Consider the following 15241-nt stretch of genomic DNA (forward strand, 5'->3'; position numbering starts at 1 on the left):
ACAAGTCCAGGGCGCGCTCCCGCGAGGACCTCGCGGGGCTCACGTCGTGGGAGCCGCGGCTTCGCCTTCCTTCTCCAGCTTGCCCGCGATGTCCTTGAAGGACAGGTGGCCCAGCGACATGAGGAGGATGCCGAAGCCCACCGTCTGCGCCGTCTGCGCGAACCACATCACGTTCGCGTAGGCCAGCCCGCTGGCATTCACCACGGAGGCGGGAAGGAAGAGGCTCAGGCCCACCTTGCAGGCCGCCTGGAACGTCCCGACCATGCCGGGCGCCGCCGGAATCATCACTCCCACCACCAGCACGCACAGCACCACGTAGGCCTGGAAGAGCGACAGCTCCAAGGGCTGACACGCGGTGCCGGCCGCCACGCCCGAACAGTCGAAGGCGTTCGCCAGCAGCATCATCCCGAAGCCGTTCAGGCCCCAGTAGCCCAACGTGAAGAGGAAGAAGTAGACCACCTGCTTCGCGTCCGGCAGCTGCCGCATGGCGCCCACGAAGGTGTCGACGATGTCCGCCACCTTGTCGGCCAGGCCCGGAGCGAGGCGGCCCACCGTCGCGCGCACCAGACGCACGGTGCGCTCCTGCTGCCACAGCCCGACGAGGAGGAAGAGCAGCCCCCCGCCGAACACGGCGAACATCAGCCACGAGCCCAGCTTGACGTAGCGGACCTCGGGCGTCTCGTTCGGGACGAAGAAGAGCAGCACGCGCATCGACGAGGCGACGAAGAGGCCGTCGACGATTCGCTCCAGCACCACGGACGTCATCGCCGCGCTGCGGCGGATGGAGCTGCGCTGGGCGATGAGGAAGGGCCGGGCGAACTCCCCCAGGCGGAACGGCAGCACCAGCAGCATCATGAAGCCGATGCCGGACGCCTCGTTCAGCTTGCGGAAGGGGATGCGCTCCATGCCCGACAGCAGGCTCCCCCATCGCAGCGTGCGGAACACGTGGATGGCGAGGAGGCAACCGAAGTACGGCACCAACCAGACGTAGTTGGCCGACTTCAGGCTGGCGAGTTGGGTGCCCCAATCGGTGTCCCGAAAGGCCCACCACAGGAAGAGGACGGTGACCAGCAGACTGGCTGTGAGCTTGACGGCGCGTTTCACGGCGGCCGGGTATACCGTCAGTCCTGGCCGGACTCCAGCGACTCTCCCACCAGAAGGCGAGACGGGTTGCCCCGAAGGAGGCGGCCGAATGCCTCCTCCCCTGCCCTGCCCTTGAGTTCCTCCAGTGCCCGACCGAGCCAATCCCGGGCCCCGACGGGGCCGTGGAGGTCCGTGGCGGCCACGGAATAGAGGCCGTCGTCCAGGAACGCCCGGGCCAGCTTCTTCGCCGTCGCGCCATAGCGGCCGATGAGCGCGCCCACGTCGAGTTGGAGGTGGGCACCCGAACGAACGGCGTCGGCCGCGCGCCCCTTGCGCTCGAACTCCAGGCACCGCTCGGGATGGGCGATGAGCGGCACCACGCCCTTGGTGCGGATGCGGAAGAGGATGTCCAGGAGCGCCGGGACGGGCGCGGTGTAGGGCAGCTCCACCAGCGTCACACGGCCCGTCCCCAGCATGCGCGCCGAGGGCGTTCCCAGGCCGCGCAGGAAGGCGTCATCCAGGATGTTCTCCGCGTTGCGGCCGAGCGACAGCGGGATTCGCTCCCGCGCCAGGGCGGCCTTCAGCTCGGCGAGCCGGGCCTCCACGACGTCGACGGGCGCGTACTCGGGGCGGGCGTGGGGGCTCGGCGCCACGGTGGAGAAGCCCAGGTCGACCAGGACGCGCGCCATCTCCAGCGCATCCTCCAGCGTGCGCGCGCCATCATCCACGGCCGGCAGCAGGTGACAGTGCAGGTCGACGAAGCCGCTCACGCATCCTCGCCCTGGCGGTCGGGGTGGCTGCCGGATGGCAGCTCATCCTCCGACTGCTCGGCCTGGCGATCGGGCATGCGGTACTCCTCCCCCAACCACCGGCCCAGGTCCACGGCGCGGCAACGCCGGGAACAGAACGGAAAGGCCGGGTTCTCCGACCGCGGAGGGGAGGGCTTCTTACAGATGGGACAGGGGGCAGTGCTCATGATGGACCTGTCCTTAGATAAGCCTTGACGCTCTCGCGAGCCAGGACGTTTCGTGCCCGCTCGTTCGAGAGGGAGGTCCGCGCCATGAAGGTCATGCGAATCACCGAACCCGGTGGCCCCGAAGTGCTCGCGGAGGAGGAGCGCCCCGAGCCCACGCCCGGCCCCGGCGAGCTGCGGGTGCGCGTCCGGGCCACCGCCCTGAACCGCGCGGACCTGCTCCAGATTCGCGGGCACTACCCCGCCCCGCCCGACGTGCCCCCTGACGTGCCCGGCCTCGAGTACGCGGGCGAGGTGGAGGCCGTGGGTCCTCGCACGCGCCGCTTCAAGGTGGGCGACCGGGTGATGGGACTGGTGGGTGGTGGCGCCTGGGCGCAGCAGTTGCTCACGCACGAGCGCGAGGCCCTGCCGATGCCAGAGGGGATGGACTTCGCGGACGCGGCGGCGCTGCCCGAGGCGTACCTCACCGCGTACGACGCGCTGGTGCTCCAGGGAGGCTTGAAGCCCGGCGAGACGGTGGTCGTACACGCGGTGGCCAGCGGCGTGGGCTCCGCGGCGGCGCTGCTGTGCCAGGCCATGGGTGCGCGCGTGGTGGGCACGGGACGCAACGCGGCCAAGCTGGCGCGAGCCTCCGAGTGGGGCGTGGCGCGCACGGTGCTGTGCGAGTCCTCGCCCCCCAGCTTCGCGGACGCCGTGCGCGAGGAGACCGGAGGCCGGGGCGCGGACCTGTGCCTGGACCTGGTGGGAGGAGACTACGTCCCGGAGTCGCTCCAGGCCCTGGCCCCTCGGGGGCGGATGATGCTGGTGGGACTGGTGGCCGGGATGCACACGGACCTGAACCTGGGGCTGCTCTTGACCAAACGTCTCACCATGACGGGCACGGTGCTGCGCAGCCGCCCCGTGGAGGAGAAGATGGCCCTGGCGCAGAGCGCGGAGCGCCACCTGCTCCCCTTGTTCCGCTCCGGCGCGTTGCGCGCCGTGGTGGACGCGGTGCTGCCCAAGGCGGAGCTGCGTCAGGGCTTGGAGCGCATGGCGCGCAACGACTCGGTGGGAAAACTGGTCGTGCGCTGGGAGTGACGGGCCAGCGCGGGACGGCCGAGTTGTCCTGGCCGCCCCGCTCCTGGAATGTCGTGGCGCTCAGCTCAGGGAGGCCCGAGGCGGCCCACGCGGATTCGCCCGTCCGCCGTGGCATAGAAACGCCCGCCACCGACTGAGTCCCACAGGGTCCCGCCGCTGTAGGGATTGTTGTTGTCGACGGCGATGGTGAGCGGCTGGGTCCCCGTGCCAAAGGCAACCGTATAGGTGCTCAGGGCCGGCATGGACACCCCCGCGAACGTGGCCCGGTACCAAGTGTAGGTCGCGCCGAAGGGGCTGCACTGGACTCCCGTATTGAAGACAGACGTAGCGACTCCCGCCACGGCGCCGGCGAAGCCATTGCCCACGCGAATGTGCGCGGCCGTCGGCGCCGCCCCCGCGGCGAAACAGCCCTCCGCGAAGTTCGTCTGCACGTCGATGGGGAAGTAGAACGATTGGGCCACCTGGGCCGTCACCGACACGTTGTGGGTGTGCGTCGCGGGCACGGAGCGGTCCACGTTGGCGTTCGTATGCCAGCCGTAGAGGAGGGCGGCGCCCGCGGCGTCCGGATAGGTGATGTTGAGCGTGGAGGTCGTCACGCCGTTGCACCAGGGATAGTGCATCGTCGAGTTGACGTCATAGAGCGTAAGGGCGCGCCAGTTGTTGTCCTCGAAGCAGGGACTGGGGTTCCGCGTGTGCTCATGACGGAAACCCAGGATGTGCCCCAGCTCGTGGATGAGCACCGTGGCCGTCGTCACGTTGGGCGAACTGGGCGGCGCGGGGTCCAGTCCGGCGATGTTGATGACCAGCGTGCGCGCCACACAGCCACCTCCGGAGGGGAAGAAGGCACACGCGCCGCTGCCCGTCCAAGGCTGCACGGAGAACGTCACCGCGAGGTTGGCATTGGTGCAGTTCGCATCCTGGCTCGCGTCATAGATGAACTGGACGTCCGCGACGAACCGCCAGGTCGCCGCCGCGTTCGCCATCTCATTGACCATGCGCGCCTTGTTCGTGCCAAACGCATTGCTCACGCAGTAGCGCAGGTTGAAACGTGAAGCCCAGGGCCAGATGTCGTCCAACCCACCCACCGTGTTGACGATGAGCGGTGACGTCCGAGTCCCCAGCGGCTCCGGGGCTCCTCGCTCCCCCGAGTCCTCCGCCTTCACATACCGGTCATAACGCTCACGGAGCGCCTCCAGCGACACACCCAGGTCCCACTCGACGATGTAGTGCTCCTTGCCATCCACCACCTGCCGGGCGCTGCGCTGGTACTCCTCCCATGACACCACGCCTCGCGCGGACTCCCCCGCCGGCGGTGAGGCCGACGGTCCTCCGGCGTCCCCCGTCGCCGACCCACACGACCACAGCAACGGAATGACCAACAGCCCCCACCCCATGAACCTCGGCGCTGCACCTCGGACTGGCGTCATGATTGCTCCTCTTTGGAATTGCGTGTCTGGGTACGGCCATATGCAGACTCGCACCTGACAACCACTCGCGGTCAATCGTGGAAGGCCTCTATTCCCTCACGTCTTGGATTGCCAGTTCCACTGGCGTGGCCTTTTGGTGTGAGCGATGGAATCCCGCGAGACATCAACGCGGTGCATCAGTGACGGGTACGTCACGCCCCCCATCCGCGAGACTCCACGCACGGTGCTTGACGGCGTCACGCGCGGCGACTTATCTGAAGACTGAATCAACCCTCAACTCACGGATTCGCCGCACACGTGCGGCCCGGGAAGGCAACGCGCGACATGGGACACCTTCGGCATGGCATGGTCATCGGCTTGGCGCTGCTCGCGGGATGTGGCGGCCTGGAGGGCACGGAGGCAGGAGTGCAGCGCCCCGAGGACACCGGCACCGTCGAGGCCGCCGTCTACGAGTCACCTGACAGTCTGGCCGGGCTGGTGGGCACCTACTCCCGCACCTGGCCCCTCGCGGCGCCGGAGGAGCTGCTCACGATGACGCTGACCGGCACTGAGTACGCCGACCGCGTGGAGGGCAGCTACGTGCGCACGGTGAGCCGCACCTGCCCCGTGCTGGGCTGCAACACGGAGACCGCCAGCTTCTACGCGCTCCCCAACAACCCCGCCATCGGCTCGTTCATCGCCTTCAGGGACCTGGCTGGGGAGACGCGTGACGTCTATTCCATCAGCCAGATCCAGCGCAGCCTCTTCACGGGGAAGATCACCGGCATCGTCCTCCAGAAGGGCGTCAATGGCTCACAGCCCTTCACGATGACGCGCGTGGGTTTCTGACCCGCCTGGGGCGCCCGGACCTCGGACCCGGGCGCTCCTTCAATCCCAGCCGTACCAATACTTCTTCACGGGGTTGTACGAGTACTTCCAGAAGACGATGGTGTAGCAGGTGATGCCGTAGTCGTCTGGTCCCTTGCGGTAATAGCCGCCATCCGAGAGTCCCTGCCTCACCGCGGGTTCGCTCTCCAGCTCGCACGACGGCGCCTTCGACAGGTGCGCTGGAATCAGCTCCGCCACCGCCTCGGGGTACTGCCCCTTCTCGGCGTGATAGGCGTCCAGCGCCGCGATGAGCGGGGCGAACTCCTCCTCGACTCGATCAAATCGCCAGGACATCCCGCGCACCATGCCCGCGCCCGCGAGCGCGACGCCGCCCAGCAGGTAGGCCAGGGTGACGAAGTTCACCGACCTCCGTGCGGGCAGCACCGCGAGGACCAGCGTCACAAGCAGCAGCAGCCCTCCCCCCAGCGCCAGCAACGGCACGAAGAGGGCCGCGTTGAACGAGAGGTGCCCCAGCGCCGTCATCATCGCCGCGCCCACCAACACCAGGACGGGCACGAGCCAACGTGTCATTCCCTCACCGTAGCAGGCGGGCATGACAAGGTGTCGCGCAGTCGATACCCCACCCCACCTCCCGTCCCGAGGCCTGTTTCCGCCCGGGGCGCACGCGCACGCCCAAGCGCCGCTCACACGACACAGCCCTGCCCTCGCGTTCACATAGGCAAGCAGGCAAGTGTGCTCAAGATTGGCAACGAGAGCTTTCTCCGGAAAGTCCGTCCTCCCCTTCTAGAGCTCTCGTCAACGGCTGGCATCAGTCTCCCCGCGAACAGGGACCCGGTTGCGGTCTCGTCCCTGTCGGACCCGCCCTCATCGAGATTCGCTGAAGCACGGCCCGCACCCTTCGCGGGGGCGATGGGCCGCTCGCGCTTTCCCGAGGCCCCCCTGCCTCACCGAGTACCCCTATGAAGCCAGAACCCTCTTCATCCGCCCGCAGTGCGCCCCATCCCCATGCCCCACTGCCCGGAAGCCTCGGAGCCTTTGGCCCGGGCACTCGCATCCAGCACTACGAGCTGATTCGACAGCTCGGCAGCGGAGGCATGGGGACCGTCTTCCTGGCGCGCGACACCCGGCTCGGCCGCCGCGTCGCCATCAAGCTGCTGCACACGCAGGACGCGCAGTTCGCCCGCCGCTTCATCCTCGAGGCCCGCACCACCGCCCGGTGCAGCCACGAGAACATCGTCATCATCTACGAAGTCGGTGAAGCCAACGGCAGCCCGTACATGGTGCTGGAGTACCTGCAGGGCCAGCCGCTCGACAAGCTCCTCAAGAGCAGCCCGCGCCTGCCGCCCTCGCGCGCCGTGGAGCTGATGTCGCCCGTCCTCCGCGCCCTCTCCTGCGCGCACACGCACAAGATCGTCCACCGGGACCTCAAGCCGGAGAACATCATCGTGACGGACTCCGGCACCATCAAGGTGCTGGACTTCGGCATCGCGAAGGTGCTCCAGGGCGATGAGCACCGCGGCGAGACGGACCCGCGCGCGCTCCTGGAGGGACTGCGACTGCTACCTGTTCCGGGGACCCGGAATGAGTCGCTTCACCTGACGCGCCAGGGCGCGCTGCTCGGAACGCTGGCGTACATGTCCCCCGAGCAGTGGGGCAACGGCATCCCCGTCGACCACCGCACCGACATCTGGGCTGTCGGCATCATGCTGTTCCGGATGCTGGCGGGCCGCCATCCGCTGGAGCCCCTGCGGGGTCCCCAGTTGATGGTCACCGCGCTGCTCAACGAGCCCATGCCGACCCTCCGGGCCGTGGTTCCGGATGTCCCCGTGGAGCTCGCCTCCGTCGTCGACCGGTGCCTGCTCAAGCACAAGGAGCAGCGCTTCCCGGATGCACTCGCGGTGCTGCGGGCCCTGGAGCCATTCCTCCCCGGTCGGTTCGTCCACGAGGCGGGGCTCGACGAGAGTCCCTATGCGGGCCTCGGCTCGTTCCAGGAGGCGGACTCGGCGCGGTTCTTCGGCCGCGCACGGGAGACCGCCGCGCTCGTCAACCGGCTCCAGGACCAGCCCCTGCTCGCGGTCGTCGGCCCATCGGGTGCGGGCAAGTCGTCCTTCGTTCGCGCGGGACTGGTGCCGGTGCTCAAGCGGACCGGCATCCCCTGGGAGTCGCTCATCATCCGCCCGGGGAGAGATCCGCTCGGGGCGCTGGCCAGCATGGTGGCTCCGCTCGTCACGTCGTCGCCCACGCTGGAGGAAGACCTCCGGAAGCAGCAGCAGATCACCGCGCACCTGCGACTGGAGCCAGGCTACGTGGGCGCCGTCCTGCGAGCCCGCGCCCGACGCGAGCGCCGGCGCATCGTGTTGTTCATCGACCAGTTCGAGGAGCTCTACACGCTGGTGCCCGATGCGCGGGAGCGTCGCGCCTTCACGGCCTGCCTGTCTGGAATCGCCGACGACGCCACCTCTCCCATCCGCGTCGTCCTCTCGTTGCGCTCCGACTTCCTGGACCGGGTATCGGAGGACGAGCGCTTCATGGCGGAGCTGTCTCCAGGGTTGTTCTTCCTGGCGGCGCCCCAGAAGGACGGCCTGCGTGACGCACTCGTGCAGCCCGCGGAGATGGCGGGCTATCGCTTCGAGTCCCCTGAGATGGTGACCGAGATGCTCCAGCACCTGGAGACGACACCCGGCGCCCTGCCCTTGCTCCAGTTCGCGGCCACCCGGCTGTGGGAGGCGAGAGACCCGTCGCGCCGGATGTTGACGGAGAGCGCCTTCCAGCAGCTCGGCGGAATCGCGGGGGCGCTGGCCACGCATGCGGACAGCGTGCTCGCGGGCATGTCATCGCAGGAGCGGGCCCTGGCCCGGGCAATCTTCCTGCGGCTCGTCACGTCCGAGCGCACGCGCGCGATTGTCTCGTTGGAGGAGCTGCGAGAGCTGACCCGGGACGCGGAGGAGCTTCAGCGGCTCATCGACAGCCTGGTCCAGGCGCGACTGCTCGTCATCCAGACGGGGAACAAGGCCACGGGCGCGTCGGTGGAGCTGGTCCACGAGTCACTCATCTCCGGCTGGCCCACGCTGCGCAGGTGGCTCGAGGAGGGCCAGGAGGACTCGGCGTTCCTGGAGCAACTGCGAAACGCGGCCCGACAATGGCAGGCAAAGGCTCGGGACAGCGGACTGCTCTGGCGCGGCGAGATGGCGGACGAGGCTCGGAGATTCCAGCGGCGAAATCGGGGAGAGCTGCCGCTGTTGCAGCGGGCGTTCCTGGACGCGGTGTTGGCGCAGGCGACTCGGATGGCTCGCCTCAAACGCGGGTTCGTCGTTGGCGCGGCGACGTTGGTGACGCTGTTGTTCGCGGCGGCGGCGGTGGCGCTGGTGTTCATCCGCGAGGCGAAACAGGAGGCGGAGCACCAGGCCATCATCGCGTTGCGCGCGGAGGCCTCGGCTCGAAACGCGGAGTTCCTGGCGAAGCGTTCCGCGGCGGAGGCCGAGGAGCGACTGGCGGAGGTCCAGGCCAAGGAACTGGACCGCCAGGAAGCGGAGCTTCGCGCGCTCGAGGCCAACGCCCAGGTCGAATCAACCAACGAAGAGCTGTTGAGGAAGAACGCCGAGCTGGTCAAGGCCGTGCAGCGGGCGCGATGGGCTCAGTACCTCGCGAACCAGGCGCTGCGCGGGGCCGAGCAGAGCGCTCAGCAGGCGCGACTCGCGCGCGCGGAGGCGGAACGACTGCTCCAACGAGAGCAGGAGCGGACGTTGCGCATCCAATCCACGCTCGGAAGTTCCTTCATCGAAACCCTGAGGTAAGGCACCCATGACAGCCATTCAGAGAGGCGGCTCGCGTGGACGCGGGCTGGCCGTGGTGTTGATGTGTCTATGCGCGAGCGCTTCCATGGCGCAGCGTGTGGACAAGCCGCTGGACGTGGGCGGAGACCGCCCCTGGGCCCTGGGCGTGCCCCGGGATGAGCAGCAGGCCGCCCAGGCGCTCTTCTTCGAGGGAAATGAGCGCCTGCGAGAGTCGGTCTTCGTCGAGGCGAGTCGGAACTACCGCCGTGCCTTGCGGCATTGGAACCACCCGGCGATTCACTACAACCTGGCGCTGGCGTTGATGAACCTCGACCAGCCCATCGAGGTCCACAAGCACCTGAAGGCGGCGATGGGCCATGGACCCGAGCCGCTCGATGCCGGCAGGTACGAGCATGCCCGCTCCTACAACGCACTGCTCGAGAAGCAGCTTGCGTGGGTGGACGTGCGGTGTGACCAGGAGGGCGCCGTCGTGACGTTGAACGGGCAGGCGCTGTTCACGGCGCCTGGGAGATATCAGGCGCTCATCCGGCCCGGTGTGCACAGCATCGTCGCCTTCAAGGATGGGTATCTGCCGACGGAGAAACGTCAGCCATTGCTGCCCGGCGAGAAGGCGGAGCTGCACCTGGAGCTGTTCACGGAGGACGAGGTCATCCGTTATCGGCGCCGATGGTCGGCGTGGATTCCGTGGACGGTGCTGGGCGTGGGGGTGGTGGCGGCGGGAGGTGGCGGGCTGATGCACTGGAAGGCGAATGAGGCTTTCCGGGACTTCGATTCACGCATCGACCCCAAGGGGAGCCTCCTGGAGGGAGAGCTGTCGGCGCTCCGCAGAACGGGCTCCAGATTCCACGCGGGAGCCGTGGGTGCCTATTCCCTGGGAGGCGCCGCCGCCGTCACGGGGGCGGTGCTCATCTATCTCAATCGTCAGCGGGCCTTCCGCCTCAATCCCGAGGAATCAAGTCCATCCATGGTCATTGCCCCCGCTCTCGACTCCGAATCGAAGGGCGTCGTGGGCACGGTTCGCTTCTGAAGAGGTGATTCATGAACCAGGACTCCTTCCTCCGTGGAACCGTTACGGCGTTCATCCTCTCATTCCTGACCGCCGGCCCCCTCGCCTGTGTCCAGCCCGAGAGCACGGTCTGTCCCTCCGGAATCGTGTGCCCCGAAGGCCAGAGATGCGCCGCGTTCCAAAAGGCCTGCATCCTCAACGATTGTGGTGACGGGCTCGTCCAGCCCCACCAGGGCGAACAATGCGACGATGGAAACATCAACCAGAACGACGGATGCAACTCCGCGTGCCAGGTCGAGCGGTGCGGCGATGGAATCCTCAGCGCGGCCGATAGCGAGATGTGCGACGACGGAAACAACACGAACAACGACGGATGCAGCGCCGACTGTCTGTCCGATGAGTCCTGTGGCAACCGCGTCGTCGACGCCGTGACCCAGGAAGCCTGCGACGACGGCAACACCGTCGGTGGCGACGGGTGCTCCCAGGACTGCAAGTCCCAGGAGAAATGCGGCGACGGCTTTCTCAATGTCGAGTGGGGTGAAACCTGCGACGACGGAAACAACGAGAGCGGCGACCAATGCAGCGCTGACTGCCGGTCCCGGGAGGTCTGTGGCAACGGCGTCGTGGACGCGGCCACGGACGAGAAGTGCGACGACAGGAACACCCTCTCGGGTGACGGCTGTAGTGCCGACTGCAAGTCCACGGAGACGTGCGGGAACGGCGTGGTCGATTCCGTCGTGGGGGAAGTGTGTGACGACGGCAACAAGCTCAGGGGTGATGGGTGCAGTCCAGACTGTCACTCCAACGAAACGTGTGGAAATGGAGTGCGCGACACGGAACAGGGCGAGCAGTGTGACGACGGAAACACCGTGAGCAACGATGGGTGCCGCGATGACTGTCATTCCACGGAGCGGTGCGGCAACAGCCTCATCGACACAGCCTCGGGCGAAGTGTGTGACGATGGCAACACACGTGACGGCGACGGATGCCGCGCGGACTGTCGGTCCAATGAGCGCTGTGGCAACGGCCTTGTCGACCCCGGAGAAGAGTGCGACGACGGGAATGAGGACAGCAACGACAACTGCGTCGACACCTGCAGGGTCGCGAAGTGTGGCGATGGACATGTCAATGTCACGAGCCTGGTTCCCGAGAGTTGTGATGATGGGAACTCAAATGCATGCGGCGCGTGCAGCCACGACTGCACCCAGGAACAGACCCCTGGCCGGGCCCAGGGCCACATCCAGGTCAACGGGACAGTGAACGACGGCGAACTCGTCATCCTCAGCGACGGCAATCGTCGGTGCATCTTCGAGTTCGACACCAACGGCGTGACGCCTGGCACCCACACTCCCGTCGCCATCGCGGCCGGTGCCGAATCGATTGCAATCGCCCAGTCACTCCAGACCGCCATCTTCATGGCGACGAGAGATGCACTCGAACCGGGTTGTACGGCGCCTGAGACGAGACCCTCCGAGCTGCGGCTTCGTGTCACCAGGGAGGAAAGAACCCTGGAGCTGCGCCACGTCTCCGCGGGCGCCGTGGGCAATCAGCCCATCATCGAATCCGTCGCGAACTCGGACTTCACGGTGACATCCCTGAGCGGGGGGGCCGGCCATGACTGCCCCGTCGACATGGGCTGCACCAAGGACCACGACTGCGCGCCAGGCGACGGAACCCTCCACTGCCTGAAAGAGGTGGGCCAGACCGTGGGGAAGTGTGGCCCGCGCCCCTAACGGACAGTTGCACCCCGTTCCCGGCCCCTTATCCTCCGCCGCCATGGCCACCCACTTCGACCCCAGCGCCGCGGCGCAGCCGGGCTCCGGCGTCTTCGGACTCCCCCACTCCCCCGACGAGGCGCACGTCGTCCTCATCCCCGTCCCCTTCGAGGCCACCACCAGCTACGGCGGCGGCACCTCCGAGGGCCCCGCCGCCGTCCTGGACGCCAGCCGACAGGTCGACCTCTTCGACGTGGAGACGGGCCGCCCCTACGAGCGCGGCATCGCCATGCTTCCCGAGTCCGAGGAGCTCCGCGACTGGAACACCCGCGCCAAGGAGCGCGCCCAGGTCGTCATCGAGGCCGGCGGCATCCACTCCGGCGAGGCCGAGCTGCTCGCCGCCGCTCGCGACGTCAACGCCCTCTGCGACCAGATGAACGAGCTGGTCTACCGCACCACGAAGCACTGGCTCGACCAGGGCAAGCGCGTGGCCGCCGTCGGCGGAGACCACTCCATCTCCTTCGGCATCATCCGCGCCCACGCGGAGAAGTACCCCGGCCTGGGTGTCCTCCACCTGGACGCCCACGCCGACCTGCGCGTCGCCTACGAGGGCTTCACCTGGTCCCACGCGTCCATCATGTACAACGTCTCCGAGCGCATCCCCGGCGTGAAGACGCTCGTCCAGGTCGGCCTGCGCGACATGAGCCAGGAAGAGCACCGGTACATCGAGGACTCGAAGGGCCGCGTCCACGGCTTCTTCGACGCCACCCTCCAGAACAAGCGCTTCGACGGCATCCCCTGGAACCGCCAGGTCGATGAAATGGTCGCCCTGCTCCCACAGCAGGTCTACCTCTCGTTCGACATCGACGGTCTGGACCCCGTGCTCTGCCCGCACACCGGCACACCTGTCCCCGGCGGCCTGTCCTTCCCGGAAGCCATCGCCCTCATCTCCGGTGTCGTCCGCTCCGGCCGCACCATCGTCGGCTTCGACCTGACGGAAGTCGCCCCGGACCCCGAAGGCAGCGAGTGGGACGGCAACGTCGGCGCCCGCCTGCTCTACAAGATGATTGGCTGGATGCTGAAGTCCCAGAAGGCCTGAGCCTCAGCTCACGCTCCCCTTCGGCACCCGAGCCCCGAACAACAGGCCCCGCCCCAACGGGGACTCCACGGACAGCGCGCCCCCATGCAGGCGCGCCAGCTCCGACGCCACCGTATCCATCGACTCGAGCTGCGCGCGCAGAACCTCCAGCGCGGCCCGGTCCACCGAGGGCCCCGACTCCAGGCGTCGAAGCTGTCGCCGCGCTTCCTCCAGCGGCCCCTGCAGCGCCCTCGCCGCCCACTGGCTCAGCGTCGCCCCAGGTGGGACTTCGACTCCCACCACGGGCTTCGGCGCGTTCACCAGCGACTGGTGGATGAGCGCCTCGAAGTCCGTGATTTCGAACGGCTTGTGCAGGAACGCGTGCGCCTCCGGCGCCCCCTGCGGCAACACGGCGCTCAGCAGGATGACGGGCACATCCTTCAGGTCCGCGTCTCGCTTCAGCCGGCGGCACAGCTCCACCCCGCTCAGCCGAGGCATCATGTGGTCCGTCACCACCAGGTGTGGGCGACACGCCCGGGCCAGGCCCAGCGCCTCCTCGCCGTCTCGGGCCCTCACCACCTCATGCCCGAGGTCCTCCACCACCTGGCTGAGAACTTCCAGCACGGCGGGTTCATCATCCGCGACCAGGACGAGACTCATTCTTCCGCTCCTCGGCACCAGCGCGGCCCCCAAGCCACGCCGCCAGGACTTCGCCTGCCCCTGGGATGAACCGGAATCCTCGGGGAACGGCCGCCTCCCGGTGATGCAATCGTTCACGGACGTGCGGACTGATCTATGAAAGGCAACGCACCGCCTCCAGCGAATCGTGGGAATGACGCCGGCTTCCCGACAGTCTGCGTGTCATTCGCCGGACAATCCGCTGCGGGCGCACGGAGGGCTGACATGAAGGCTGGAGTCATGAGGTGGGGACCCCTGGTGGTGACGCTGCTGGCATCCAGCGGCGCGAGCGCGGACATGGCCCGGCGTCGAGATGCCGTGGTGGAGGTCGTCCAGAAGGTCTCCCCGGCCGTCGTCTACATCGGCACCGAACAGGAGGTGGAGTCGCGCTTCCGCCGCCGGTCTCCGCTGGAGGAGTTCTTCGGGGGCATGGGCGGCGAGCAGGGCCGCCAGAAAATCGAGGGCCTGGGCAGCGGCGTCATCATCGACCCGACGGGCATCATCGTCACCAATGACCACGTCATCCGGGGCGCCTCCGCCATCCACGTCGTGCTCGCGGACGGTCGCTCGTACGACGCGGAGGTCATCGGCAGCGACGCGGGCAACGACCTGGCCGTGCTCAAGGTGACGGCGAAGGAGGCGCTGCCCATCGCCCGGCTGGGCACCAGCGCGGACCTGATGATTGGCGAGACGGTGGTCGCCATCGGCAGCCCGTTCGGCCTGAGCAAAACCGTCACGGCGGGCGTCGTCTCCGCCGTGGGCCGCACCTTCCGCGCGGACAACCGCGTGTACAACGACTTCGTCCAGACGGACGCGGCCATCAACCCCGGCAACTCGGGCGGCCCGCTGCTCAACGTGGACGGAGAAATCATCGGCATCAACACCGCCATCTTCGGCGGCGGCGCGCAGGGCATCGGCTTCGCCATCCCCGCCGACAAGGTGCGCCGCATCGTCGATGAGCTCACCCGCTTCGGCAAGGTGCGCCCGTCCTGGGTGGGCCTGGATGCCGTGGACCTGACGCCGCGGGCTGCCCGACAGCTCGGGTGGGACCGCTCCTACGGCGCGCTGGTGACGTCCGTGGAGGCCGGCAGCCCGGCGGACCAGGCCGGCGTGAAGCGAGGGGACATCGTCGCGGAGCTGGGCGGCTCCCGCATCCAGGACGCCGAGGACTTCGACACCCGCGTGCGCGGCTACCCGGCGCGCTCCGCCTTCCCCCTGGTCCTCTTCCGCGAAGGGGCCTCGCGCACCGTCCAGCTCACCCCCTCCGAGTTCCCCCCGCGCATGGTGGAGTCCCTGGCCTGGGACCGACTAGGACTCAAAGTGAAAGAGTCCCGGGGCGTGCTGGCGCTGACGGGGGTGAGGGCGGGGAGCGCGGCGGCGGAGGTGGGGCTGGAGCCCGGGGACATCATCCTCCGGGTGAACAACCAGCCGGTGGCCTCGGCGGACGCGTTCAAGGAGGCCCTGGTGACGGCGAGGCGCGGACGGAGCGTGTTGTTGCTCGTGCGGAGGGGCCGCTACGGGTACCACATCACGCTGCCCTTCGAGCAGGACCGGGGCCAGAGCCTGTAGGGCTGGCCTCCGG

At 68.2% G+C, this 15241-nt stretch carries 13 protein-coding genes and 1 pseudogene; 8 read left to right on the forward strand and 6 right to left on the reverse strand.

The genetic code is table 11. From position 1 onward, the window contains the following. Positions 1-39: 39 nt before the first annotated feature. From HUA74_RS18685 to HUA74_RS18695, 3 genes are read right to left on the reverse strand one after another with little or no spacing between them, the layout of a single operon-like run. Positions 40-1104 carry a lysylphosphatidylglycerol synthase transmembrane domain-containing protein gene (locus HUA74_RS18685; protein ID WP_141645596.1) on the reverse strand — a complete coding sequence of 355 codons (1065 nt, stop codon included), beginning with the start codon at positions 1102-1104 and terminating at the stop codon, positions 40-42. 17 nt (positions 1105-1121) lie between these two features. Further along, the gene (locus HUA74_RS18690) at positions 1122-1853 is read right to left on the reverse strand and encodes a CpsB/CapC family capsule biosynthesis tyrosine phosphatase (RefSeq protein WP_174455585.1); all 732 of its coding nucleotides are present in this window, start codon (positions 1851-1853) and stop codon (positions 1122-1124) included. Then, the gene (locus HUA74_RS18695) at positions 1850-2059 is read right to left on the reverse strand and encodes a DNA gyrase inhibitor YacG (RefSeq protein WP_174455586.1); all 210 of its coding nucleotides are present in this window, start codon (positions 2057-2059) and stop codon (positions 1850-1852) included. Before HUA74_RS18695 ends, HUA74_RS18690 begins: the two co-directional genes overlap by 4 nt. 84 nt (positions 2060-2143) lie before the next feature. Here HUA74_RS18695 and HUA74_RS18700 point away from each other — a divergent pair, with 84 nt between their 5' ends. Then, the gene (locus tag HUA74_RS18700) at positions 2144-3133 is read left to right on the forward strand and encodes an NAD(P)H-quinone oxidoreductase (RefSeq protein ID WP_174455587.1); all 990 of its coding nucleotides are present in this window, start codon (positions 2144-2146) and stop codon (positions 3131-3133) included. Positions 3134-3198: 65 nt separating this feature from the next. Here the strand turns inward: HUA74_RS18700 and HUA74_RS18705 are convergent, their stop codons facing one another. Further along, positions 3199-4560 carry a M57 family metalloprotease gene (locus HUA74_RS18705; protein ID WP_254625131.1) on the reverse strand — a complete coding sequence of 454 codons (1362 nt, stop codon included), beginning with the start codon at positions 4558-4560 and terminating at the stop codon, positions 3199-3201. 324 nt (positions 4561-4884) lie between these two features. Between HUA74_RS18705 and HUA74_RS18710 the strand changes: the two genes are divergently transcribed. Beyond that, the gene (locus tag HUA74_RS18710) at positions 4885-5388 is read left to right on the forward strand and encodes a hypothetical protein (RefSeq protein WP_174455588.1); all 504 of its coding nucleotides are present in this window, start codon (positions 4885-4887) and stop codon (positions 5386-5388) included. A 39-nt stretch (positions 5389-5427) separates the two neighbouring features. On the opposite strand, the gene HUA74_RS18715 is transcribed toward HUA74_RS18710, so the two are convergent. Continuing rightward, positions 5428-5958 (reverse strand): hypothetical protein, encoded by a 531-nt coding sequence (locus tag HUA74_RS18715; RefSeq protein WP_174455589.1) that lies wholly within the window; start codon positions 5956-5958, stop codon positions 5428-5430. Between the two features lie 389 nt (positions 5959-6347). On the opposite strand from HUA74_RS18715, the gene HUA74_RS18720 reads away from it, so the two are divergent. From HUA74_RS18720 to HUA74_RS18735, 5 genes and pseudogenes are all read left to right on the forward strand, one after another. Then, positions 6348-9182 carry a serine/threonine-protein kinase gene (locus tag HUA74_RS18720; protein WP_174455590.1) on the forward strand — a complete coding sequence of 945 codons (2835 nt, stop codon included), beginning with the start codon at positions 6348-6350 and terminating at the stop codon, positions 9180-9182. Between the two features lie 85 nt (positions 9183-9267). Then, on the forward strand, positions 9268-10209 hold the full coding sequence (locus tag HUA74_RS18725; protein ID WP_174455591.1) for a hypothetical protein: 942 nt from the start codon (positions 9268-9270) through the stop codon (positions 10207-10209). An 11-nt stretch (positions 10210-10220) separates the two neighbouring features. Further along, positions 10221-11357: pseudogene (locus tag HUA74_RS46840) on the forward strand (DUF4215 domain-containing protein); the annotation flags it as partial. Between the two features lie 87 nt (positions 11358-11444). Further along, positions 11445-11921 (forward strand): hypothetical protein, encoded by a 477-nt coding sequence (locus tag HUA74_RS45690; RefSeq protein WP_254614516.1) that lies wholly within the window; start codon positions 11445-11447, stop codon positions 11919-11921. A 43-nt stretch (positions 11922-11964) separates the two neighbouring features. After that, on the forward strand, positions 11965-13002 hold the full coding sequence (locus HUA74_RS18735) for an agmatinase family protein (RefSeq protein WP_141649308.1): 1038 nt from the start codon (positions 11965-11967) through the stop codon (positions 13000-13002). 3 nt (positions 13003-13005) lie between these two features. On the opposite strand, the gene HUA74_RS18740 is transcribed toward HUA74_RS18735, so the two are convergent. Next, positions 13006-13641, reverse strand: a complete 636-nt coding sequence (locus HUA74_RS18740; RefSeq protein WP_141649307.1) for a response regulator — start codon at positions 13639-13641, stop codon at positions 13006-13008. Positions 13642-13884: 243 nt separating this feature from the next. On the opposite strand from HUA74_RS18740, the gene HUA74_RS18745 reads away from it, so the two are divergent. Continuing rightward, positions 13885-15228, forward strand: coding sequence for a trypsin-like peptidase domain-containing protein (locus HUA74_RS18745; protein WP_174455593.1), 1344 nt, complete (start codon positions 13885-13887; stop codon positions 15226-15228). The last annotated feature ends 13 nt before the right edge of the window (positions 15229-15241 follow it).

The sequence above is a fragment of the Myxococcus sp. CA051A genome (assembly GCF_013336705.1).
GTDB lineage: Bacteria > Myxococcota > Myxococcia > Myxococcales > Myxococcaceae > Myxococcus > Myxococcus llanfairpwllgwyngyllgogerychwyrndrobwllllantysiliogogogochensis.

What these genes read in the sequence shown, in the direction of transcription:
- HUA74_RS18735 (WP_141649308.1), top strand. Translation starts at nt 11,965, where the DNA reads ATGGCCACCCACTTCGACCCCAGCGCCGCGGCGCAGCCGGGCTCCGGC.
- HUA74_RS18710 (WP_174455588.1), top strand. Translation starts at nt 4,885, where the DNA reads ATGGGACACCTTCGGCATGGCATGGTCATCGGCTTGGCGCTGCTCGCG.
- HUA74_RS18705 (WP_254625131.1), bottom strand. Translation starts at nt 4,560, where the DNA reads ATGACGCCAGTCCGAGGTGCAGCGCCGAGGTTCATGGGGTGGGGGCTG.
- HUA74_RS18715 (WP_174455589.1), bottom strand. Translation starts at nt 5,958, where the DNA reads ATGACACGTTGGCTCGTGCCCGTCCTGGTGTTGGTGGGCGCGGCGATG.
- HUA74_RS18700 (WP_174455587.1), top strand. Translation starts at nt 2,144, where the DNA reads ATGAAGGTCATGCGAATCACCGAACCCGGTGGCCCCGAAGTGCTCGCG.
- HUA74_RS18745 (WP_174455593.1), top strand. Translation starts at nt 13,885, where the DNA reads ATGAAGGCTGGAGTCATGAGGTGGGGACCCCTGGTGGTGACGCTGCTG.
- HUA74_RS18725 (WP_174455591.1), top strand. Translation starts at nt 9,268, where the DNA reads ATGGCGCAGCGTGTGGACAAGCCGCTGGACGTGGGCGGAGACCGCCCC.
- HUA74_RS18740 (WP_141649307.1), bottom strand. Translation starts at nt 13,641, where the DNA reads ATGAGTCTCGTCCTGGTCGCGGATGATGAACCCGCCGTGCTGGAAGTT.
- HUA74_RS18695 (WP_174455586.1), bottom strand. Translation starts at nt 2,059, where the DNA reads ATGAGCACTGCCCCCTGTCCCATCTGTAAGAAGCCCTCCCCTCCGCGG.
- HUA74_RS18720 (WP_174455590.1), top strand. Translation starts at nt 6,348, where the DNA reads ATGAAGCCAGAACCCTCTTCATCCGCCCGCAGTGCGCCCCATCCCCAT.